The sequence below is a fragment of the Stenotrophomonas mexicanensis genome, assembly GCF_032911605.1.
GTDB lineage: Bacteria > Pseudomonadota > Gammaproteobacteria > Xanthomonadales > Xanthomonadaceae > Stenotrophomonas > Stenotrophomonas maltophilia_A.
The window spans coordinates 1-21841 of record NZ_JAWJTG010000060.1 but is presented as its reverse complement, the minus strand read 5'-3'; the positions used below and the strand labels follow the sequence as shown (position 1 = coordinate 21841).

22 protein-coding genes are annotated in these 21841 nt (G+C 66.8%); 12 read left to right on the top strand and 10 right to left on the bottom strand.

Translation table 11 applies throughout. The annotated features are described in order from the left end of the window. Positions 1-260 precede the first annotated feature (260 nt). The 5 genes from eda to zwf all read right to left on the bottom strand — a co-directional run bounded on the left by eda (position 261) and on the right by zwf (position 6294). On the bottom strand, positions 261-920 hold the full coding sequence (gene eda / locus R1L06_RS19075) for a bifunctional 4-hydroxy-2-oxoglutarate aldolase/2-dehydro-3-deoxy-phosphogluconate aldolase (protein WP_049423523.1): 660 nt from the start codon (positions 918-920) through the stop codon (positions 261-263). A gap of 236 nt (positions 921-1156) precedes the next feature. Next, complete coding sequence (gene edd / locus R1L06_RS19070; RefSeq protein WP_317218482.1) at positions 1157-3073, bottom strand: phosphogluconate dehydratase; 1917 nt, start codon at positions 3071-3073, stop codon at positions 1157-1159. A 58-nt stretch (positions 3074-3131) separates the two neighbouring features. Next, positions 3132-3857 (bottom strand): 6-phosphogluconolactonase, encoded by a 726-nt coding sequence (pgl, locus tag R1L06_RS19065; RefSeq protein WP_317218481.1) that lies wholly within the window; start codon positions 3855-3857, stop codon positions 3132-3134. Continuing rightward, positions 3854-4861, bottom strand: coding sequence for a glucokinase (gene glk / locus R1L06_RS19060; RefSeq protein ID WP_049400948.1), 1008 nt, complete (start codon positions 4859-4861; stop codon positions 3854-3856). The genes pgl and glk overlap by 4 nt, the downstream gene beginning before the upstream one ends. Continuing rightward, complete coding sequence (gene zwf, locus R1L06_RS19055) at positions 4858-6294, bottom strand: glucose-6-phosphate dehydrogenase (protein WP_049400949.1); 1437 nt, start codon at positions 6292-6294, stop codon at positions 4858-4860. Before zwf ends, glk begins: the two co-directional genes overlap by 4 nt. A gap of 352 nt (positions 6295-6646) precedes the next feature. Between zwf and R1L06_RS19050 the strand changes: the two genes are divergently transcribed. Further along, positions 6647-7729, top strand: a complete 1083-nt coding sequence (locus tag R1L06_RS19050; protein WP_149909423.1) for an ABC transporter ATP-binding protein — start codon at positions 6647-6649, stop codon at positions 7727-7729. Positions 7730-7816: 87 nt separating this feature from the next. Here R1L06_RS19050 and ygfZ read toward each other — a convergent pair whose 3' ends face one another. After that, on the bottom strand, positions 7817-8692 hold the full coding sequence (gene ygfZ / locus R1L06_RS19045) for a CAF17-like 4Fe-4S cluster assembly/insertion protein YgfZ (RefSeq protein ID WP_317218480.1): 876 nt from the start codon (positions 8690-8692) through the stop codon (positions 7817-7819). Between the two features lie 39 nt (positions 8693-8731). On the opposite strand from ygfZ, the gene R1L06_RS19040 reads away from it, so the two are divergent. The 10 genes from R1L06_RS19040 (at position 8732) to R1L06_RS18995 (ending at position 15780) form a co-directional block, all read left to right on the top strand. After that, positions 8732-8902 carry a DUF1674 domain-containing protein gene (locus R1L06_RS19040; RefSeq protein WP_005409075.1) on the top strand — a complete coding sequence of 57 codons (171 nt, stop codon included), beginning with the start codon at positions 8732-8734 and terminating at the stop codon, positions 8900-8902. A gap of 56 nt (positions 8903-8958) precedes the next feature. After that, entirely contained in the window at positions 8959-9351 is a 393-nt protein-coding gene (sdhC, locus tag R1L06_RS19035) for a succinate dehydrogenase, cytochrome b556 subunit (protein WP_024958620.1), read from the top strand. After that, positions 9348-9734 carry a succinate dehydrogenase, hydrophobic membrane anchor protein gene (gene sdhD, locus R1L06_RS19030; RefSeq protein WP_024958619.1) on the top strand — a complete coding sequence of 129 codons (387 nt, stop codon included), beginning with the start codon at positions 9348-9350 and terminating at the stop codon, positions 9732-9734. Before sdhC ends, sdhD begins: the two co-directional genes overlap by 4 nt. 31 nt (positions 9735-9765) lie before the next feature. Beyond that, positions 9766-11556 carry a succinate dehydrogenase flavoprotein subunit gene (gene sdhA, locus R1L06_RS19025; protein ID WP_049445482.1) on the top strand — a complete coding sequence of 597 codons (1791 nt, stop codon included), beginning with the start codon at positions 9766-9768 and terminating at the stop codon, positions 11554-11556. Between the two features lie 66 nt (positions 11557-11622). Beyond that, the gene (locus R1L06_RS19020) at positions 11623-12408 is read left to right on the top strand and encodes a succinate dehydrogenase iron-sulfur subunit (protein ID WP_005409079.1); all 786 of its coding nucleotides are present in this window, start codon (positions 11623-11625) and stop codon (positions 12406-12408) included. 98 nt (positions 12409-12506) lie between these two features. Further along, positions 12507-12755 carry an FAD assembly factor SdhE gene (locus R1L06_RS19015; RefSeq protein ID WP_005409080.1) on the top strand — a complete coding sequence of 83 codons (249 nt, stop codon included), beginning with the start codon at positions 12507-12509 and terminating at the stop codon, positions 12753-12755. Further along, positions 12706-13155: a hypothetical protein gene (locus R1L06_RS19010; RefSeq protein ID WP_071229280.1), complete on the top strand. Its 450-nt coding sequence runs from the start codon at positions 12706-12708 to the stop codon at positions 13153-13155. Before R1L06_RS19015 ends, R1L06_RS19010 begins: the two co-directional genes overlap by 50 nt. 23 nt (positions 13156-13178) lie before the next feature. After that, a complete protein-coding gene (locus tag R1L06_RS19005) occupies positions 13179-14420 on the top strand; it encodes a lipoprotein-releasing ABC transporter permease subunit (protein ID WP_049434175.1) in 1242 nt (413 codons plus the stop codon). Beyond that, a complete protein-coding gene (gene lolD / locus R1L06_RS19000) occupies positions 14413-15126 on the top strand; it encodes a lipoprotein-releasing ABC transporter ATP-binding protein LolD (protein WP_005409083.1) in 714 nt (237 codons plus the stop codon). Before R1L06_RS19005 ends, lolD begins: the two co-directional genes overlap by 8 nt. 204 nt (positions 15127-15330) lie before the next feature. Further along, on the top strand, positions 15331-15780 hold the full coding sequence (locus R1L06_RS18995) for a DUF6491 family protein (RefSeq protein WP_049460626.1): 450 nt from the start codon (positions 15331-15333) through the stop codon (positions 15778-15780). Between the two features lie 74 nt (positions 15781-15854). Here the strand turns inward: R1L06_RS18995 and R1L06_RS18990 are convergent, their stop codons facing one another. The 3 genes from R1L06_RS18990 to ftsY all read right to left on the bottom strand — a co-directional run bounded on the left by R1L06_RS18990 (position 15855) and on the right by ftsY (position 18658). Next, complete coding sequence (locus tag R1L06_RS18990) at positions 15855-16124, bottom strand: oxidative damage protection protein (RefSeq protein WP_004153160.1); 270 nt, start codon at positions 16122-16124, stop codon at positions 15855-15857. Positions 16125-16129: 5 nt separating this feature from the next. Beyond that, positions 16130-17254 carry an A/G-specific adenine glycosylase gene (mutY, locus tag R1L06_RS18985; RefSeq protein ID WP_317218479.1) on the bottom strand — a complete coding sequence of 375 codons (1125 nt, stop codon included), beginning with the start codon at positions 17252-17254 and terminating at the stop codon, positions 16130-16132. Between the two features lie 81 nt (positions 17255-17335). After that, a complete protein-coding gene (ftsY, locus tag R1L06_RS18980; RefSeq protein WP_317218478.1) occupies positions 17336-18658 on the bottom strand; it encodes a signal recognition particle-docking protein FtsY in 1323 nt (440 codons plus the stop codon). Between the two features lie 129 nt (positions 18659-18787). On the opposite strand from ftsY, the gene R1L06_RS18975 reads away from it, so the two are divergent. Then, the gene (locus R1L06_RS18975; RefSeq protein ID WP_317218477.1) at positions 18788-19087 is read left to right on the top strand and encodes a hypothetical protein; all 300 of its coding nucleotides are present in this window, start codon (positions 18788-18790) and stop codon (positions 19085-19087) included. A gap of 286 nt (positions 19088-19373) precedes the next feature. On the opposite strand, the gene htpG is transcribed toward R1L06_RS18975, so the two are convergent. Then, positions 19374-21263: a molecular chaperone HtpG gene (gene htpG / locus R1L06_RS18970; protein WP_317218476.1), complete on the bottom strand. Its 1890-nt coding sequence runs from the start codon at positions 21261-21263 to the stop codon at positions 19374-19376. Between the last annotated feature and the right edge of the window lie 578 nt (positions 21264-21841).

The window sequence follows — 21841 nt, the reverse complement described above, 5'->3', positions numbered from 1 at the left end:
TGCGCAGGGGACGCCGTGAATCCATCCCTGGAGGCTCGGGCGCGCCATCCATGGCGCTTACGCCCCTGCGCAATCCCTCCGCGTGGCCACGGACAGGTTCCGTGCGCGTCCACCGCGGAATGATGAAGGAAGAGCAGGAGCGGGTCGCGCGCTGTGCGCGCTCGTCGCCTGGGGTCGGATCCCTTTCCCGGTGGGAAATGGCTCTGACCCTTGATGATGCCGGAGCCGAGCGTGGGCTCGGCTCTACCCCTTTGTCGGGCTCAGTGGCCGCGCACGCGCTGGATGATCTTGGCGGCGTCGGTGGCACTGGCGCGCACCTTGTCCCATTCGCCGTTGGCGATCCAGTTGCCCGGCACCATCCACGAACCGCCGATGCAGACCACGTTCTTCTGCTCGAGGTACTCGGCGGCGGTGTTTTCGGTGATGCCACCGGTCGGGCACAGCTTGAGGTCGGCAACCGGGCCGGCCAGGCCCTTGATCATCGCCAGCCCACCCACGGCCGTGGCCGGGAACAGCTTGCACACACGGAAGCCCCGCGCATACAGCGACAGCAGCTCGGTCGGCGTTGCCGCACCCGGCACCACCGGCAGCGGCGCAGCGGCCAGTGCATCAGCCAGCGCCGGCGGCGTACCCGGGGTCACCAGGAAATCCGCACCCGCATCGATGGACTGCTGCATCTGCTCCACGGTCAGCACCGTACCGGCGCCCACCACCACGTCCGGGAGCTCACGCTTGAGCATCGCCAGCGCTTCCATCGCCACCGGCGTACGCAGCGTCAGCTCGATGGCCGGCAAGCCACCTTCCAGCAGCGCCGCGCTGACCGCACGCGCCTGGTCCAGCGTATGAATCGTCACCACCGGCAGGATGCCCGCCGCACGCAACAGCTCCGCCGCCTTCACCTGATGTTGTTCGATACCCATAGCTCTGCTTCTGCCTTTGCTTCTGCTTTTGAATTTGATTTTCAGTGATCACTTCGCGGCGTCGATGCGCCGCAGAGTGTCAGGAGGGCGCGGGTAGCCCCAGCCGGGACCGTGAGCGGCATGGATGCCGCGACCGAGCCCCCATGGAAGGGTTTACGGCGTGTCCCGGCTGGGGCTACCCGCGCCCTCAACCAGGAAACTCACCGCCACGTAGAACCCGCAACGCTCTTCAACCCTCAGGCATCCTTCGCCTCATGCGGCGCCGCCGCCGCCGCGGCATCGTGCCCCAGCTCATACTCCGAATCGTAGTCCCACGGCCCACCATCAGCCGCCGCCGGCCCGCACGAAATCGAAATCGCACCCTGGTCGGCAGGACCCACCACGCGACGGTTGATCGCGAACAGGTTGCGACCCAGGTCATGCGCTGCCGGTGCGGTGTTCGGCGCCAGCGGACGTGCGGCCCATTCGGCTGCGTCCACCAGCACTTCCAGCGTGCCGGCCTCGCCATCGAGGCGGATCATGTCGCCCTCGCGAACCTTGGCCAGCGGACCACCCCGCGCCGCTTCCGGCGTCACATGGATCGCCGCAGGAATCTTGCCCGAGGCGCCGGACAGGCGGCCGTCGGTGACCAGCGCCACGCGCCGGCCCTGGTTCTGCAGCAGGCCCAGCAGCGGCGCCAGCGAATGCAGTTCCGGCATGCCGTTCGCACGCGGGCCCTGGTAACGCACCACCGCCACGAAATGCTCGGGCAACAGGCCGCCGGCATGCAGCTTGTTCAACACCTGCGGCGCATCGACCACCACCGCCGGTGCTTCGATCGTGCGGTATTGCGGCTTCACCGCCGACAGTTTGATCAGCGACTTGCCGAGGTTGCCGCGCAGCAGGCGCAGGCCACCCTGGTGTTCGAACGGATTGTCGACGCCACGCACCACCTCTTCGTCGGCGCTGCGTTCCAGACCCGGCAGGTAGACCAGCTGGCCGTCGCGCAGCTGCGGCTCGCGCGCATAGTCGGTCATGCCGCCACGCGCCACGCTGACCAGGTCGCCATGCATCAGGCCGGCCTTGATCAGTTCGCCGAACACGAACGCCGGGCCGCCGGCAGCTGCAAAGCGGTTCACGTCGGCGTCGCCGTTCGGATAGACGCGGGCCAGCAGCGGGATCAGCTGCGACAGTTCGTCGAAGTCGTCCCAGGTCAGCACGATGCCGGCCGCACGCGCCACCGCGATCCAGTGGATGGTGTGGTTGGTCGAACCGCCGGTGGCCATCAGTGCGATGACCGCGTTGATGATCGCGCGCTCGTCGATGATCCGGCCCAACGGGCGGAAGTCGTCGCCGAGTGCCGTGATGTCGAGCGCTCGCTCGGTGGCTTCACGGGTGAGGGCGTCGCGCAACGGCGTGCCTGGATTGACGAACGATGCGCCCGGCAGCTGCACGCCCATCGCTTCCAGCAGTACCTGGTTGGAATTGGCAGTGCCGTAGAAGGTGCAGGTGCCGGCGCCGTGGTACGACGCGGACTCCGCTTCCAGCAGTTCTTCGCGGGTGGCTTCGCCAGCGGCATAGCGCTCGCGCACTTCGGCCTTCTGCTTGTTCGGGATGCCCGGGGTCATCGGGCCGGCCGGCACGAACACCGCCGGCAGATGGCCGAAGGCCAGCGCACCGATCAGCAGGCCCGGCACGATCTTGTCGCACACACCGAGGTAGACGGTGGTGTCGAACATATCGTGGCTGAGCCCGATCGCGGTGGCCTGCGCGATCACATCGCGCGAGAACAGTGACAGTTCCATGCCGCCGCGGCCCTGGGTGACGCCGTCGCACATCGCCGGCACGCCGCCGGCCACCTGTGCGGTGGCGCCCAGCTCGCGGGCGATCTCGCGGATCTGCTCGGGATAGGTCTCGAACGGCTGGTGCGCCGACAGCATGTCGTTGTAGGCGGTGATGATGCCGAGGTTCGGCGTCACGCCGCCGCGCAGGCGGCTCTTGTCGGTGCCGCCGCAGGCGGCGAACCCGTGGGCGAGGTTGCCGCAGCTCAGGCGGCTGCGGAACGGGCCTTCACGCAGGGAGGCGTCGATCGCGGCCAGGTAGGCGGCGCGCGAGGCGGCGCTGCGGCGGATGACACGCTCAGTGATGGCTTGCAGTTGCGGATGGAGGCTCATTGGCTACCGGCGTTCGTGGTGGCGAGAGGCAAGCGGCGGCACGGCGCCGCCGCCAACATCAATCAGCCCAGTGGACGCGCAGGCGCGCGCCTTCCAGGTTGATCGCATTGAGGATGGGGTACTGCTGGGCGTCATTGCTGTCCAGCGCCTGGCGCAGTACCTGCAGCTTCTGCTTGCCGCGCAGCAGCAGCAGGCGCTGGCGGCACTGGCGCAGGCCATGCGGGGTCAGCGTGATGCGCAGCGGCCACTGGTTCGCGCCCGGGCAGCCGGTGGCATCCAGCGCCGCATAGGGCAGGGTGCTTTCCAGTGCGCGGGCCAGGTCCTTCGAGCCGGGGAACAGCGAGGCGGTGTGGCCGTCGTTGCCCATGCCCAGCGCCACCAGGCTCGGCGGTTGGCTGTGCTGCGCCTGCAGGTTGGCGGTGTACACGCATTCCGGAAGCGGCTTGCCGATGCGCACCAGCGGATCGAAATGCGCACCTTCGGCGCGCTTGAGCAGATTCTCGCGCACCAGCCAGGCATTGCTGTCGCGATCCTGCGGCGACAGCCAGCGCTCATCGGCCAGGCTCACTTCCACGCGGTCCCAGTGCACGTCCAGTTCGGCCAGCGCCTGGTACACCGGTGCCGGCGTGGTGCCGCCGGACAACAGGATGCGGGTGCGGCCCACTTCGTTGATGTCGTGGTTGAGGGTCTGCGCCATCTCGGCGGCCACCGCCTCGATCCAGCCATCGGCATCGCCGTGCTGGATGAACTCGATGCGGTCGTCGTGGAAGGTGGTGGGGCTCATGCGGCAACTCCAGGTGCGTCACGTTCGGCGTCGGCGGCATAGGCGGCGGCGCCCAGTAGTCCGGCGTGGGGGTGCATCACGGCCAACGAGGGCACCCGCGCCATGATCGAGGAGAAGCGACCCTTGTGTTCGAAGCGCTGGCGGAACCCGGAGTGCTGCAGCGAATCGAGCATCTTCGGGGTCAGCCCGCCGGTCAGGAACACGCCGTCCCACGCGCCCTGGGTCAGCACCAGGTCGCCTGCGATGGCGCCGAACACGGCGCAGAACACATCGACGGTGCGCATCGCCTGCGGGTCACCGTGCAGGGCGCGGGCGGTCACGTCCACCGGCTGCAGTTGGCCCGGATCGATGCCGGCCATCTCGCATACGGCGCGATGGATGTTGACCAGGCCAGGGCCGCAGATCAGGCGCTCGTTGGAGACGCGGCCGAACTGTTCGGACAGGATCTCCAGGATGCGGATCTCCTCCGGGGTTCCCGGCGGGAAGCTGACATGGCCGCCTTCGGTTTCCAGCGGGTAGCAGCGGCCGTGGCGCAGGATCAGGCCACCGACACCCAGGCCCGTACCCGGCCCGATCACCGCGTAGTTGCGCGGCTGGCCGGGCTTGCCCGGCACCCAGGCGGCACCGCCGACCTGGACCACGTCATCGGGCTGCAGCAGCGAAATCGCCATCGCCTGTGCGGCGAAGTCGTTGATCAGGTGCAGCTCGTTGAAGCCGAGCATGGCGGCGGTGCGGCTGCGCGAGATCACCCACGGGTGGTTGGTGATGCGCGCTTCGTCACCGTCGACGCGACCGGCCACCGCGAACACGCCGCGGCTTGCCGTGGCGCCTATCTGTTCCAGATGGTGGCGCGCGGCATCACCCAGCGACGGGAACTCCGCCACCGCGTACTCGCGGATGCTGTCCTTCTGCAGCGGTGCGTCCTGCGAGGTGTCGGCCAGGGCGAAGCGGGCGTTGGTACCGCCGATGTCGGCGACCAGCACCGGCTGCGAGCTGGCACTCATGCCGACGCTCCGCTGTCCGGCGCGTCCACGCCCTGCGGCAGGAACTCGCCCGCGTTGGCCGGGCCCCACTGGCCGGCGGGGTAGGGTTCCAGAGGCAGCTTGGCATCCTTCCAGGCGTCGGCGACGCTGTCGATCCACGCCCAGGCGGCGCGCACTTCGTCATCGCGCACGAACAGCGTGTGGTTGCCGTTGAAGGCATCCAGGAACAGGCGTTCGTAGGCGATGCGGCGGTGCAGGCCAGTCGGCACCGACAGTTCCAGTTCCAGCGGATGCAGCTCCAGCGCGCCCCATTCCGGGCCGGCCAGGCTGCTCATCAGGCCCAGTTCGATGTTTTCCTGCGGCTGCAGCTGGAACACCAGACGGTTCGGTGCGGCCTGCGCGCGCTGCGGGCGCTCGAACAGCCAGTGGGTGACCGGCTTCAGCGTGACCACCACGCGGGTGGTGCGTTCGGGCAGGCGCTTGCCGGTGACCAGGTGGAACGGCACGCCGCTCCAGCGCCAGTTGTCGATATGCGCGGTGACCCCGGCGAAGGTCTCCACGTCGCTGCCTTCCGGCGGCTGGTAGGCCTGGGCCGGCTGGCCGTTGATGGTACCGGCGGTGTAGCGGCCACGGATGCTGTCACGCGCGGCGTGCTTGGCATCGAGCGGGCGCAGGGCGCGCAGCACCTTGACCTTCTCGTCGCGGATGCGGTCGGCTTCCAGCGAGGCCGGCGGCTCCATCGCCACCATGCACAGCAGCTGCAGGATGTGGCTCTGCACCATGTCGCGCAGCGCGCCGGAGCGGGCGTAGTAGGCGTCGCGGCCATCCACGCCTTCGCTCTCGGCCACCAGGATGTGCACCGATTCGATGTAGTTGCGGTTCCACACCGCTTCCAGCAGCGTGTTGCCGAAGCGCAGAGCGATCAGGTTCTGCACTGCGGCCTTGCCCAGGTAGTGGTCGAGGCGGAACACGCGGTCCTCGTCGATCCACTGGCCGATGGTGCTGATGATTTCCTCGGCGCTCTCGCTGTCGCTGCCGATCGGCTTCTCCAGCATCAGGCGTGCCGGTGCGGCGAGGGCGCCACCCTTGGCCAGGCCTTCGCAGGTGGAGATGTACAGGCCCGGCGGAATGGCCAGGTAGCTGACGCACTTGCGGTGCACCAGGTCGGAGACCGCGGCGGCAACCGAGTCGACGTCGCGCAGGTCCACCGAACGATAGTCGATGCGGCGCAGCAGGGCGCTGATGTCGTCCTGCGTGGCCATCGGCATGGCCTGCTGCAGGCGCGGCCGCAGGATGTCATGGAAGGCTTCGGTGTCATGCCCGGACAGGGCCAGCGCACGGATGCGGAAGTCCTCCGGCAGCAGGCCGTCGCCAAGCAGGCGAAGCAGCGAAGGGAACAGGTAGCGCTGGGCCAGATCACCTGTGGCACCGAACAGGAAGAGGGTGTCGTGCATCGCTCGAGTTTCAGATCCGGGTGACATCGTTGTCAATCGCTTCATGGCTGGGTTCGGGGGACATCCGCGCAACTGCCTGTCCGAGGTTCGTCAGGTGCGATCTCCGGGGTAGCGGAAGACCGTTCCATTCGAAACCACTGCCTCTGCGGAACCTTCGTTCAACCGCCGACGCAGATCGGTGCGCACCGATCATCGGATAGTGCCACGTGAAAACGTTTACATGGCAGAATGGGCAACTGTATTCGATTGCAGTGCTCGCCGTCATGCGGCAGGCGCGCAATCATCACTGCCATCGGGAGGGCCGAGGCAGTCCCAAAAGACAGCCCGGCTTCGGGCGGACCGGATAGGTGATATGGCAAAAGTGCAGTTGCAGGGTGTGCGCAAGGTCTATGACAACGGCCAGGTCGCGGTGAAGGACGCCAGCTTCGAGGTCGCCGATGGCGAGCTGATGGTGCTGGTCGGTCCGTCCGGCTGTGGCAAGTCGACCCTGCTGCGGATGGTGGCTGGCCTGGAGGAGATCAGCGGCGGCACGCTGACCATCGGTGATCGCGTGGTCAACGACGTGGCGCCGAAGGACCGCGACATCGCCATGGTGTTCCAGAGCTACGCGCTGTACCCGCACATGACCGTGGCCGAGAACCTGGCCTTCGGCCTGAAGCTGCGCGGGCATGACAAGGCGACCATCGACAAGCGCATCGCCGAAGCAGCGCAGACCCTGGGCCTGACCGAGATGATGGACAAGCTGCCCAAGGCGATGTCCGGTGGCCAGCGCCAGCGTGTTGCGCTGGGCCGTGCACTGGTGCGCGAGCCGGCGGTGTTCCTGCTGGACGAGCCGCTGTCCAACCTCGACGCCAAGCTGCGCCACAGCGTGCGTACCGAGATCGCGCAGCTGCATCGCAAGCTGGGCACCACCATGATCTACGTGACGCACGACCAGGTCGAAGCAATGACCCTGGGCCAGCGCATCGTGGTGTTGAAGGACGGCATCATCCAGCAGATCGATACGCCGATGGCGCTGTACGACCGCCCGGCCAATCTGTTCGTGGCCGGTTTCCTCGGCAGCCCGGCGATGAACGTGCTGCGTGGCACGCTGCAGGGCGATGCCGGCGGCGTGACCGTGGTCGACGGCGAATGGCGCGCACCGCTGGGCCAGGCCACGATCGATCCGGCATGGCTGCAGAAGCCGATCGCGGTGGGCGTGCGTCCGGAACACCTGCAACCGGCGGCTGCCGATGATGCGCATGCGTTCGTCGCACGCATTGAAGGCATCGAACCGGTCGGCAACGAGATCTTCGTCAACCTGAGCAGTGGCCAGCACGCGCTGACCATGCGCGTGGCGCCGCAGTCGCTGCCGGCGGTGGGCGAGCAGATCCGCGTGGCGATCCACCCGCAGGGCCTGCACTTCTTCAACCCGGAATCCGGCGAGCGGCTGTAACGGGTAGTGCCGGCCGCTGGCCGGCAACTTCAACCATGCATGGTTGCCGGCCAGCGGCCGGCACTACCATTCCTTCATCCACCGGGCTCAGCGCGCCAGGCCATCCAGCAACGGCATGCGCTGCGCGATCGCATCACCCACCTGCAGATCAGCGTCGCTGGCTTCCAGCGGCAGCACCGCCAGTGCCAGGTCGCCGGCCACGCAGGCAATCGTGCCCAGCGCTGCGCCATCCTGCTGCACGCCATCGCCGGCCTGCGCCGGTGCCGCGGTATGCAGCAGCTGCACCGCGCGCTTGGCTTTGCCGAGGAAGTGGGTGCGGGCGACGATTTCCTGGCCGGGATAGCAGCCCTTCTTCACGCTGTAACCGTTCAGGCGGTCCAACCCCAGCTGCTGCGGGGTCCACACTTCGCGCTGGCTTTCTTGCAGCCGGGGCAGGCCGTAGCGCAGGTCGGCCTGGCGCCAGGCCAGTGCGAAAGCGGCCTCATCGGCTTCACTGCCGGCGGCGAAGGCATCGGCGCTGCCAATGCGCAGGGTCCGCGGCAGGGCGTCGCTGCCCAGGTCCAGCTCCCAGCCGTCACCTGCGGTCTGCGCAATCGCAGCGCCGCTGGCGGCTTCGGGCGCAGTGAACGCGCCGGCCACGGCCAGATCGCTGCGCACCTGCACCTTCACCTTGCGGCGGAACACGAAGCGCTGCAGTTGCGACGCAATCGCATCGGCATCGCTGTCGGCCAGCACCAGCATCACGTGATCGTCGGCCAGCCGAAGCAGCTGGAACACCGCCAGGGTGCGGCCCTTGGCGCTCAGCCAGACGCTCCACTGCCAGTGCTGCAGGGGCAGGGCGGTGACATCGCTGCTGAACTGGGCGTGGGCAAAGACAGCCGCATCCGGGCCTTGCAGGCTCAGCAGCTGGTGGCCGGGCAGGCGCGGATATCCGACGAAAGCAGGGGGCAGGTTGTCAGGCACGTGAACGAGGTCTAAAATTTGTGCGTTGCGAGACCGAACATGATAGGCCAAACAACCCCCACTCCCGACGACGAATCTGAAGCCCCGCTGGTCCCCGCGGCACCCGTGCCCGTGGAACAGGAAAAAGCAGAGGAATTCGGCGGCCGCGGCGGACTTGATCCGGTGCGGTACGGCGATTGGGAGAAAAACGGACGCTGCATCGATTTCTGATCAGCATTGAGCCAACGCGGCCGCGTGCCGCCCAGCCGAGACAACGAGCCCAGCGAATGGCGACCAGACAACGCCCACTTTCCCCGCACCTTCAGGTGTATCGCTGGCAGATTCAGATGGCCACCTCGATCCTGCATCGAGCCACTGGCGTCTTTCTGTCTGTTGGTGCCCTCATCATCGCCGCCGGCCTGCTGGCCCTGATGATGGGGCCCGAGTCCTGGAACTGCTTCACCGGCCACGCCGGGGCCTGGTATGGCCGCGTGTTCCTGTTCGCGTGGACATGGTCGTTCGCCTATCACCTGTGCAATGGCATCCGCCATGTGGTGCAGGACTTCGCCATCGGCTTCAGCATCCCCGCCTTCATCCGCAGCAGCTGGCTGTCGGTCATCGGCAGCCTGGTGATCACCCTGCTGGTGTGGGCCTATGTGATGTTCGGAGGTGCCGCGTGAGCAAGTTCCGTACCCCGTTGAAGAGCGTACGCGGCCTCGGTTCGGCCAAGACCGGCACCGAGCACTTCGTGCACCAGCGCCTGACCGCCGCCGCCCTGGTGGCCCTGGGCATCTGGTTCCTGGTCTTCGTGCTGAGCCTGCTGGGCTCGGACTACGCGACCGCCGCCGCCGCCGTGGCCAAGCCGTGGAACGCCGTGCCGCTGATCGGCCTGCTGATCGCCATGTTCTGGCACGCGCAGCTCGGCATGCAGGTCGTGCTGGAAGACTACATCCACGAATCGCTGCTGGCCCTGGTGCTGCAGACCGCGGTGAAGTTCGTCGCCGTGCTCGGCATGATCGTCAGTGTGTTTGCGGTGGGCCGCATCGCCCTCGGCGTTGCCTGAGCCCAGGCACCAACACAGGAATCCAGATTAGATGTCCGCTTACAAGATCACCGAACACAAGTACGACATGGTCGTGGTGGGCGCCGGCGGTGCCGGCCTGCGCGCCACGTTCGGCCTGGCCGCCAAGGGCCTGCAGACCGTGTGCCTGACCAAGGTCTTCCCGACCCGTTCGCACACCGTTGCCGCCCAGGGCGGTATCTCGGCCGCACTCGCCAACATGGGCGAGGACGACTGGCGCTACCACTTCTTCGACACCATCAAGGGCTCGGACTGGCTGGGCGACCAGGACGCCATCGAGTACATGTGCCGTGAGGCCATTCCGGCCATCATCGAGCTCGAACACTACGGCGTGCCGTTCTCGCGCACTGCCGAAGGCAAGATCTACCAGCGTCCGTTCGGTGGCATGACCACCAAGTATGGCGAAGGCCCGGCGGCGCAGCGTACCTGCGCGGCGGCCGACCGTACCGGCCACGCGATGCTGCACACCCTGTACCAGCAGTCGCTGAAGCACGACGCACGTTTCATGATCGAGTACTTCGCACTCGACCTGATCTTCGATGACGAAGGTGCCTGCCGCGGCGTGCTGGCGTTGGACATGTCCGACGGCACCCTGCACCTGTTCCGCGCCCAGGGCGTGGTGCTGGCCACCGGCGGCTACGGCCGTGCCTACTTCAGCGCCACCTCGGCGCACACCTGCACCGGCGACGGTGGCGGCCTGGCCATGCGTGCCGGCATCGCCATGCAGGACATGGAGTTCGTGCAGTTCCACCCGACCGGCATCTATGGCGCCGGCTGCCTGATCACCGAGGGTGTCCGCGGTGAAGGCGGCATCCTGCGCAACAGCAGCGGCGAGCGCTTCATGGAGCGCTATGCACCGCACTACAAGGATCTGGCCTCGCGCGACGTGGTCAGCCGTTCGATGACCATCGAGATCCGCGAAGGCCGCGGCGTCGGCGAGCACAAGGACCACATCCTGCTCGACCTGACCCACCTTGGCCCGGGCGTGATCGACGAGAAGCTGCCGGGCATCGCAGAAAGCGCCCGCATCTTCGCCGGCGTCGACGTGCACAAGCAGCCGATCCCGGTCATCCCGACCGTGCACTACAACATGGGCGGCATCCCGACCAATTACCACGGCGAAGTCGTGCGCAAGGTCGGCGACAACCCGGATGCGGTCGTGCCGGGCCTGTACGCCATCGGTGAAGCCGCCTGCGTGTCGGTGCACGGTGCCAACCGCCTGGGCTCGAACTCGCTGCTGGACCTGGTGGTGTTCGGTCGTGCAGTGGCCAACCGCTGCGCCGAGACCATCAAGCCGGGCGCTTCGCACAAGCCGCTGCCGGCCGATGCCTGCGACAAGGCGCTGGGCCTTCTGGACAAGCTGCGCCACGCCAACGGCGATACCCCGACCTCGGTCATCCGCGATCGCATGCAGCGCACCATGCAGGCCGACGCGGCGGTCTTCCGCACCAGCCAGACGCTGAAGGAAGGCTGCGAGAAGATGGACAAGATCTTCGACTCGTTCCAGGACGTGAAGGTCTCCGACCGTTCGCTGGTCTGGAACTCGGACCTGATCGAGACCTACGAGCTGAACAACCTGCTGCTCAACGCGGTGGCGACGATCAACTCGGCCGAACAGCGCAAGGAAAGCCGCGGCGCGCATGCGCACGAGGACTATCCGGACCGCGACGACGTCAACTGGCAGAAGCACACCCTGGTCAGCGTCGACGAGAAGGGCAAGTGCAGCTTCGACTACCGTCCGGTGCACATGTACACGTTGACCGATGACGTGTCCGTGGTGCCGCCGAAGCCGCGCGTGTACTGATCCGACCCCGCCTACCATGCAATCCGCGCCCACGGGCGCGGGCCGCCTGAGCCAACGAGAGCAGCCATGGCCGAGTTTTCACTCCCCAAGAATTCCAAGATCACGAAGGGCAAGCACTTCCCCGTCAAGAACGGCGGCAAGAACGTGCGCACCTTCAAGATCTACCGCTGGAGTCCGGACGACGACAGCAACCCGCGCACCGATACCTATGAAGTCGATCTGGACGCCTGTGGCCCGATGGTCCTGGACGCCCTGATCAAGATCAAGAACGAGATCGACCCGACCCTGACCTTCCGCCGCTCCTGCCGCGAAGGTATCTGTGGTTCGTGCGCGATGAACATCGACGGCACCAACACCCTGGCCTGCACCCGAGCCATCTCGGACTGCGGCAAGAAGGAAGTGCCGATCTACCCGCTGCCGCACATGAACGTGGTCAAGGATCTGGTTCCGGACCTGACCCACTTCTACGCGCAGTACGCCTCGATCAAGCCGTGGATCCGCACCCAGACCCCGGCACCGCCGGACCGTGAGCGCCTGCAGTCGCCGGAAGACCGCAAGAAGCTGGACGGCCTGTACGAGTGCATCCTGTGCGCCTGCTGCTCGACCAGCTGCCCGAGCTACTGGTGGAACGGCGAGCGTTACCTGGGCCCGGCGATCCTGCTGCAGGCCTACCGCTGGATCATCGACTCGCGCGATGAGGACACCGGTGCACGCCTGGACGATCTGGAAGATCCGTTCAAGCTGTACCGCTGCCACACCATCATGAACTGCGCCCGGACCTGCCCGAAGGGCCTGAACCCGGCGCTGGCGATCGCCGAGATCAAGAAGCTGATGATGGAACGCCGCGCCTGATCAGGCCTGGCTGTACCCGGTAGAGCCACGCCACGCGTGGCTGTGCCACCCCAGTAGAGCCACGCCATGCGTGGCTTTGCTGTATCTGGAGAAACATGATGGAAGAAGACGTTCTGCTGAAGAAGCTGCGCTGGCGTTGCCGCCGCGGCATGCGTGAGCTGGACCAGCTGTTCGGTCGCTACCTGGACCACGAATGGAGCACTGCGCCGACCGAAGAGCGCGAGGTTTTCCTGTTCCTGCTCGACTGCGAGGACGATAAGTTGTGGCGCTGGTTCATGGGCTACGAGGCCTGTCCACATGCGCACGCGATCCCCCTCATGCAGAAGATCCTCGCCCTCAAGCCTTGAGTGGCGCCCCTCGCGGCTGCAGGCTGCCGCCCAGTTGGCGGTGCTGCTGGCTGCGCCCTGGCTGCTGCGTGCATCGGATCTGCCTTCACGGCTGCTGATGCCCGCGGTGGTGCTGGCCTGGGTCATCGGGTTGGCCGAACTGGCCTGGCGACAGCGCAGGCCGCGCGTGCAGGTGCTTCTGCCAGCACCGCCCGAGCCGCTGCAGGTGGCCGGGCAGGACGCCGATACACCCCAGCTGGTCGTGCGTGGTCCATGGCTGTTGTTGCTCTGGCGTGAGGATCGGCGCCGCCGGCGCCTGCTGTTCTGGCCGGATGTGCTCGATTCCGGGCAGCGACGTGAACTGCGACTGGCCGTGGCCGCACGTGGCGTTTCCCGTAGGCCCCGGTCGATGGCACCATAAGCTGAATTGACCGGCGTGCCTGCATGTTCAAACCCATTCCCGTGGCCATTGGCCTGCGCTACCTGCGCGCCAAGCGCCGCAACGGCTTCATCTCCTTCATCTCGATGGCATCGATCCTGGGCATCGCGCTCGGCGTCACGGTGCTGATCACCACCTTGGCGGTGATGAGCGGTTTCCAGAAGGAAATCCGCAGCCGCCTGCTGCAGATGACCGCGCACACCACCATCAGCCGCGACGGCGAGCCGATGCCGGACTGGATGCGCGTAGTCGACGTGGCCAGCAAGGACCCGCGCGTGGCCGGTGCTGCGCCGTACATCGAGATCCAGTCGATGATCAGCGGCCCGCGCGTGCAGGGCGCGATCATCCAGGGCATCGATCCGGCGCTGGAGCCGAAGGTATCGGTGATCGACAAGAAGGTCACCAAGGGCAGCTATGACAGCCTCACGCCGGGCAGCTTCAACCTGCTGCTGGGCAAGGAGCTGGCGATCTGGCTGGGCGTGGACGTTGGCGATCAGGTGCTGGTGACGTTCGCCGAAGTGCAGGGCACGCCTGCCGGTGCGGTGCCACGGATGAAACGCTTTACCGTGAGCGGCATCTTCGAGGCCGGCTACAACGAGGTCGACCGCGGCGTCGGCTTCGCCAACATGAAGGACCTGGAGCGCGTGCTGCGTTCCGATGGCGCCACCGGCGTGCGGCTGAAGCTGCACGACATGGACCGCTCGCTGGAAGTGGGCGTGGACCTCGCGCAGAACCTCGGTGGTGCGTACCGCGTGAGTGACTGGACCCAGCAGAACGCCAACCTCTACCACTCGCTGCGCATGGAGAAGGTGGTGATGGGCATCCTGCTGTCGCTGATCATCGCCATGGGCGCGTTCAACCTGGTGTCCTCGCAGGTGATGCTGGTCACTGACAAGCAGGCTGACATCGCCATCCTGCGCACGCTCGGCCTGACCCCGGGCGGGGTGATGCAGGTGTTCATGGTGCAGGGTTCGCTGATCGGCATCTTCGGCACGCTGGCCGGCCTGATCGGTGGCATCACCCTCACACTCAACCTGGAGCGCATCCTCGGTGCCATCGAGAGCGTGTTCAACGTCAAGCTGATGCCGGAGGATGTGTACTACATCACCGGCCTGCCGACCGACATGCAGACCGGCGACGTGGTGGCGATCACCGTGGTCGCGCTGCTGATGAGCTTCCTGGCCACCCTGTATCCCGCCTGGCGGGCAGCACGCACCCAGCCGGCGGAGGCCCTGCGTTATGAATAAGGTCTTCAACCGCGGCGATGAAGTGATCCGCGCCGAAGCACTGGGCAAGACCTACGCCGAAGGACGCATGCAGACCCCGGTGTTCGATGGCCTGGACCTGACCGTGACCGCCGGCGAAACGGTGGCGATCATCGGTGCTTCCGGTGCCGGCAAGAGTACGCTGCTGCACCTGCTGGGTGGCCTGGACATTCCGACCGCCGGCGAGGTCTATGTGACCGGCCAGCGCATGTCAGCGCTGTCCGATACCGCGCGCGGCCTGCTGCGCAACCAGGCGCTGGGCTTCGTCTATCAGTTCCACCACCTGCTGCCTGAGTTCACCGCGCTGGAAAACGTGATGATGCCGGTGCTGCTGGCCGGTACTGCAGTGGCCGAGGCGAGCAGCCGGGCCACCACGCTGCTGGAAGCGGTCGGCCTTGGCCATCGCCTGGACCACAAGCCCGGCGAACTGTCCGGTGGCGAACGCCAGCGTGCCGCAGTGGCGCGTGCGCTGGTCAATCATCCTGCCTGCGTGCTCGGCGACGAGCCGACCGGCAACCTCGATGACCGTACCGCCGCCACCGTGTTCGAGCTGATGCTGGAGCTCAACCGGGCGCGGCATACCAGCCTGGTGCTGGTGACCCACGACCGCAGCCTGGCACGGCGCCTGGACCGGGTGCTGGAGCTGCGCGAGGGGCGCCTGCACGCGCTGGCCCACGCCGACGTCTGAGGCGCCGGGCCCGCTTTGGTGGAAGCCGACCTTGGTCGGCTGCTCTTGCAGGGCAAGCGCCAACCAAGGTTGGCGACTACCGGAATCCGGAGCCTTGGGCCTGCTTGGGGCGACCGCCGACCGGCTGCTGAATGGGGTACTGGCTTTCGCGCCGGCGTTGTCTGCGCAGGCGCATGATGGCGACAGTTCCCCGAGGAGATCGCCATGAAGACCCCGATCCTGATGGCCGGACTCTGCCTGGCGCTGGCCGCCTGCGCGACCACCGGCCGGCTCAGCTCTGCCGAGAAACTTGACCTGTACCGTGCCCATGCCGGCGCGCCGCAGAACGACATGCAGTTCTTCGGCAGCCTCAACGGCTGGACCGAACTGGGTGACAGCGCGTTGGCGGTGTGGACGCGTCCCAGCGAGGCCTATCTGCTGGAATTGAGGGGTCCCTGCCAGGACCTGCCGTATGCCACCGCCATCGGCCTGACCAGCCAGATGAACCGTGTTTCGGCGCGATTCGACAAGGTGCTGGTGCGCGACCCTGCCGGTGGCCCGCGCATGCCGTGCTTCATCGACAGCATCCGCAAGCTGGACGTGAAGGCGCTGCGCGCCTCCGAGCAGGAGCTGCGCCAGGCGCAGGTGCAGGAGCGCGAGGAAAGCACGAAATAGCGTGGTAGTGCCGGCCGCTGGCCGGCATCGCGCAGATGCCAGGTTGCCGGCCAGCGGCCGGCACTACCTGTGTGTCAGGCTTCCGGGGTGAAGCCGGCCGGCTTTTCCGCGTCCTTCTCGAACAGGAACTTGACCAGTTCGCCTTCAAGGAACGCGCGATGCTCCGGCGTGCGCGGCGACAGGCGGTTCTCGTTGATCAGCATGGTCTGGTGCGCCAGCCACGCAGCCCAGGCCTGCTTGCCGATGTTGTTGAAGATGCGCTGACCCAGTTCGCCGGGGTAGGGCACGAAGTCCAGGCCCTCGGCATCGCGTTGTTCGTACTGGCAGAAGACGGTTCGGGACATGGCATTCACTCGTGGTTGCGGGGTTTCTTGGAATTTCGTTTCGGCGTCTTGATCGTTGCGCCGTCGAGCAGTTTGCGGATCGGTGCCGGCAGGCCCAGCGCGTGCAGTTCGTCGCTGGCGACCCAGCGCAGCGTGGGTTCTTCCACGCGCAGTCCGTGTACCTGCCGCGACAATACCTGCAGATGCAGCTTGTAGTGGCTGAAGGTGTGCTGCAGCACTGGCAGCTCTTCGGCCTCTTCCAGCGAGCCGTCGACGTGCACGTCGAACCAGTCCTGCAGCACGCTGCCGGCATCGGCCTGCGGCAGCGTCCACAACTGCGCCCAGATGCCGGTGTCCGGCCGCTTCTGCAGCAGCACACGCTGCTGGGCGTCGTGCAGCAGCAGCGCAACGGCCTCGCGCTCGGGCAGGGTCTTGCTGGGCTTGGGCGTGGGTAGTTCAGCGGTGCGGCCTTCGCGCCGTGCCACGCAGTCATCCTGCAACGGGCAGATCACGCAGGCCGGTTTGGCACGGCTGCACACCGTCGCGCCCAGGTCCATCTGCGCCTGCGTGTAGTCGGCCATGCGCCCGGCCGGCACCTGCGCCACATGCGCCTCGGCGATCGCCCACAGCTGCTTCTCGATGGCCGGCAGCCCGGGGAAGCCATCGATGCCGTGGTAACGGCTGAGCACCCGCTTGACGTTGCCATCGAGGATCGCGAACGGGTCGTTCCAGGCCTGGCTGAGGATCGCACCGGCGGTGCTGCGGCCGATGCCGGGCAGGGCATGCAATGTATCGAAATCACGCGGCAGGTCGCCGTCGTGCAGTTCCACGCAGCGCTTCGCAGCGGCATGCAGGTTGCGTGCGCGGGCGTAGTAGCCGAGCCCGGCCCACTGCGCCATCACCGCGTCGTTGCTGGCTGCGGCAAGGTCGGGCAGGGTCGGGAAGTGCTGCAGGAACCGCTGGAAATACGGGATGACCGTACTCACCTGGGTCTGCTGCAGCATGATTTCCGACAGCCAGACCCGGTAGGGACTGCGTGGGTGCTGCCAGGGCAGGTCGTGGCGGCCGTGGTCGTCGAACCAATGCAGCAGGTGGGCGACGAAGCCATCGGTCTGCGTGGTTCCGGCGCTGGCGTGCGGCTGGCGGGGCATCGGTGTTCCAGAGAGGAGCCACCCGTGGGGTGGCTCTACCGGATTGCAGTAGAGCCACGCCATGCGTGGCTGCACGGTGTATCAGGCGCCCAGCGCTTCGGGCAGCAGGGCGTCGACGAAAGCTTCCGGGTCGAACACGCGCAGGTCTTCCGGGCGCTCGCCGATGCCGGCGAAACGGATCGGAATGCCGAACTCGCGGGCCAGCGCGAACACCACGCCGCCCTTGGCGGTGCCGTCCAGCTTGGTCACCACAAGGCCGGTCACGTTCACTGCGGCATTGAACTGGCGCAGCTGCGACAGCGCGTTCTGGCCAGTGGTGCCGTCGATCACCATCAGCACTTCGTGCGGGGCGGTGGGGTCGATCTTGCCGAGCACGCGGCGGATCTTGCCCAGCTCGTTCATCAGGCCGGACTGGGTATGCAGGCGGCCGGCGGTGTCGGCGATAAGCACCGAGGTGCCACGGGCCTTGCCGGCCTGGAGCGCGTCGAATGCCACCGAAGCGGCATCGGCGTTCTGGCCCTGCGCGACCACGGCCACTCCATTGCGCTCGCCCCAGGCCTGCAGCTGTGCCACGGCGGCGGCGCGGAAGGTGTCACCGGCGGCCAGCATCAGGCTGTGGCCATCGTCCTTGAAGCGCTTGGCCAGCTTGCCGATGGTGGTGGTCTTGCCAACGCCGTTGACGCCGACGGTGAGCACCACGAAGGGCTTGGCGTTGCGGTCGATCACCAGCGGCTTGGCCACCGGCTGCAGGATTGCGATCAGCTCGGCGCGCAGCGCGGCCAGCAGCGCATTGGCGTCGGCGAACTCGCGCGACTTCATGCGCTTGCGCAGGCCCTCGACCAGGTCGGTGGTGGCGCCCACGCCGACGTCGGCGGTGATCAGCGCGGTTTCCAGCTCGTCCAGCAGGTCGTCGTCGAGCTTGGGGTTGCGCGAGAACAGGCCGCCGAAGCTGCGCGCGATGACGCTGTTGCGCAGGCGTTCGCGCCAGCCGGGCTTGCCAGCCGGCGCCGGAACGGCGTCGATCGAGGCGGCCGCAGGCAGGTCCTCGGTGACCGGTGCCGGTGCCGGGGTGGGCTCAGGCAGTGGTGCGGGTGCCGGTTCGATGGCCGGGGTCGCGATGGGGGCGACGTCGATCTGAGCCGTCGGCGCAGGAGCTGCCGGAACCGGTGCGGCTGGGGCCGGAATAACCGGGGTGGGCTCGACAGCGACCGGAACGGCGGTTGCTGGGGGCGGCTCGACCGGTACAGGCTCGGCCGGTACTGCTACCGGCGCCGGCTCCTTGTCCTCGACCGGCGCGGCCGACGGGAATGCCGCCGCCAGCTCTTCAGCCGAGTAGTGCTGGGTCTTGGGCGCCTCCGTTGCGGGGGCATCCTGGGGCTTCTTGCGGCGGAAAAAACTGAGCATTGGCAAAAGGCGCTGAAATCAGAGGGATATGCTACCACTCGGGCCTGTCGGGCCGATGTGGACTCAAGGTCGCGGCCCGCCGGCCGTTAACCGGTCCGGAGGGCTGCGTCGTGCGGCCCGGAGACCGCAATGGACAACGTGATGGGAATCGCCCTCAGCGGGATGCGTGCGGCCCAGCAGGGCGTGCAGGTGGCCGCGCACAACGTGGCCAACCTGGCGACCCCGGATGCCCAGCACCTGCAGTTGCAGCGCATTACCACCGAGCAGGGTGGGGTGCAGGCTTCGGTGGCGTCTATCGGCGCCGATGCCGGCGCGCCGCTGGGTGATCTGCTGGCCGCGAAAGCCGAGGTCGTGGCCTTCGTCGCCAATGCCACAGTGATCCGTCGCCAGGACCAGATGCTGGGCTCACTGCTGGATCGGGACGCCTGAGCAACACCGTTTTGGCAGGTGCCAACCGCCGCCCCTGGTGGGTGCCAACCTTGGTCGGCACGCTTCGACCCAGCCTGGTAGGTGCCAACCTTGGTTGGCACGCTCGACCCGCCTTGGTAGGTGCCAACCTTGGTTGGCACGCTTTTGGGGCGCCAACCAAGGTTGGCACCTACCAAAGCAGGAATGCCAACCAAGGTTGGCACCTACCAAAGCAGGAATGCCAACCAAGGTTGGCATCCACCAGCACCCGGTAGCGCCGGGCCATGCCCGGCGACCACCGCCTCGATCAGACCGACAGCTCCAGCAGCAGCTTGTTCAGGCGCGCCACATAGGCACCCGGGTCCTTCAGGCTGTCGCCGGCGGCCAGCGCGGCCTGGTCGAACAGCACCCTGCCCAGGTCGTCGAAACGCGCGCCATCGGCTTCCGCATCCAGCTTGGCGATCAACGGGTGGCCCGGATTGATCTCCAGCACCGGCTTGCTGTCCGGTACCTTCTGGCCGCTGGCCTCCAGGATCTGGCGCATCTGCAGGCCCAGGTCCTGTTCGCCGATGGCCAGTACCGCCGGCGAATCGGTCAGGCGGTGCGAGACGCGCACTTCGGCCACGTCATCACCCAGCACCGTCTTCAGGCGCTCGACCAGGCCCTGCTTGTCCTTGGCCGCCGCTTCCTGTTCCTGCTTGTCCGCTTCGGTTTCCAGCGCGCCCAGGTCGAGGTCACCACGGGCGATGTCGACGAAGCCCTTGCCGTCGAAATCGGTCAGGTAGCCCATCAGCCACTCGTCGATGCGGTCGGTCAGCAGCAGCACTTCCACGCCCTTCTTGCGGAACACTTCCAGGTGCGGGCTGTTGCGCACCTGGCTGTAGCTCTCGCCGGTCAGGTAATAGATCTTGTCCTGGCCTTCGGTCATGCGGCCGAGGTAGTCGGCCAGCGACACGCTCTGCGCATCGCCGTCGCCACGGGTGGAAGCGAAGCGTAGCAGGCCGGCCACCTTCTCGCGGTTGTTGTAGTCCTCGGCCGGGCCTTCCTTCAGCACCTGGCCGAATTCCTTCCAGAACGTGGCGTACTGCTCCGGCTTGTCGGCGGCCAGCTTTTCCAGCATGTCCAGCGAGCGCTTGGTCAGCGCGGCCTTCATCGAATCGATGACCGGACCGGACTGCAGGATCTCGCGCGAGACGTTCAGCGACAGGTCGTTGGAATCGACCACGCCCTTGATGAAGCGCAGGTACAGCGGCAGGAACTGCTCGGCCTGGTCCATCACGAACACGCGCTGCACGTACAGCTTCAGGCCCTTGGGTGCATCGCGGTGATACAGGTCGAACGGTGCGCGGCCGGGCACATACAGCAGCGAGGTGTACTCCAGCTTGCCCTCGACCTTGTTGTGGCTCCACGCCAGCGGATCGCTGTGGTCGTGTGCCACGTGCTTGTAGAACTCGGTGTACTCGGCGTCGCTGATCTCAGTGCGCGGGCGGGTCCACAGCGCGCTGGCGCGGTTGACGGTCTCCCACTCGCCGGCAGCGCCGTCTTCGCCTTCCTTCGGCATCTGGATCGGCAGGCCGATGTGGTCCGAATACTTCTTGAGAATGCTGCGCAGGCGCCAGCCATCGGCGAAGTCGTGCTCGCCGTCCTTCAGGTGCAGCACGATGCGGGTGCCGCGCTCGGCCTTGTCGATCGTGGCGACTTCGAAATCGCCTTCGCCGCGCGAGGTCCAGCGCACGCCTTCGCCTGCAGCCAGGCCAGCGCGGCGCGAGGTCACTTCCACTTCGTCGGCGACGATGAAGGCACTGTAGAAGCCGACGCCGAACTGGCCGATCAGCTGCGAATCCTTCTTCTGGTCGCCGGACAGTTGGCGCAGGAAATCGCCGGTGCCGGACTTTGCGATCGTGCCGAGGTGGGCAATCGCTTCGGCGCGGCTCATGCCGATACCGTTGTCTTCGATGGTGATGGTGTGGGCGGTGGGGTCGAAGCTGACGCGCACGTGCAGTTCGCTGTCGCCTTCCAGCAGGGCCGGCTGGGTCAGGGCCTCGAAGCGCAGCTTGTCGGCGGCGTCGGCGGCGTTGGAGACCAGCTCGCGCAGGAAGATTTCCTTGTTGGAGTACAGCGAGTGGATCATCAGCTGCAGCAGCTGCTTGACTTCGGTCTGGAAGCCAAGGGTTTCGGTCTGGGTGGTCTCGGTCATCGATAAGGCTCCGTGTGCAATGCCGCGCCAGCGCGTGCGGCCTCGCCAAGGGGTATGGCTGATTGTCCCGAAATCAAGGGGTTGGTCGGCCGGGCTGCGCCCGGCACCCGCTCAGTGCAACTGCAACTGCCAAAGCCAGGGCCAGAGCGGCATTCCGTGGGATGGCGGGGCACTGTGGGTTCGCGGGGGCGGCGCAAGTACGTCCATGTAGCCTTGGTCGCCGCATCCATGCGGCTCACACCCCGCGAACCCACAGTGCCCCGCCTCTGACAGGTTCACGCGGCTGTTGGTGGGGGCCGACCGTTGGTCGGCACATCTGTCAGATATCGAATGAATTCATCCACGCATGGCGTGGATCTACTGGCAACGGCGGCTGTTGGTAGGTGTCGACCTTGGTCGACACGATTTTTCCATAAGACATCGATATCCAACCCAGTGCCGACCAACGGTCGGCACCCACCAGAGCAGAAAGCCCTTTCGACAGATCGCGGGAAACTGTCGAAGGCGGGGTGGGTCCGGTTGTGGGGGCGTGAGCGCCATGGATGGCGCGACCGAGCCTCCATGGACGGATTCACGGC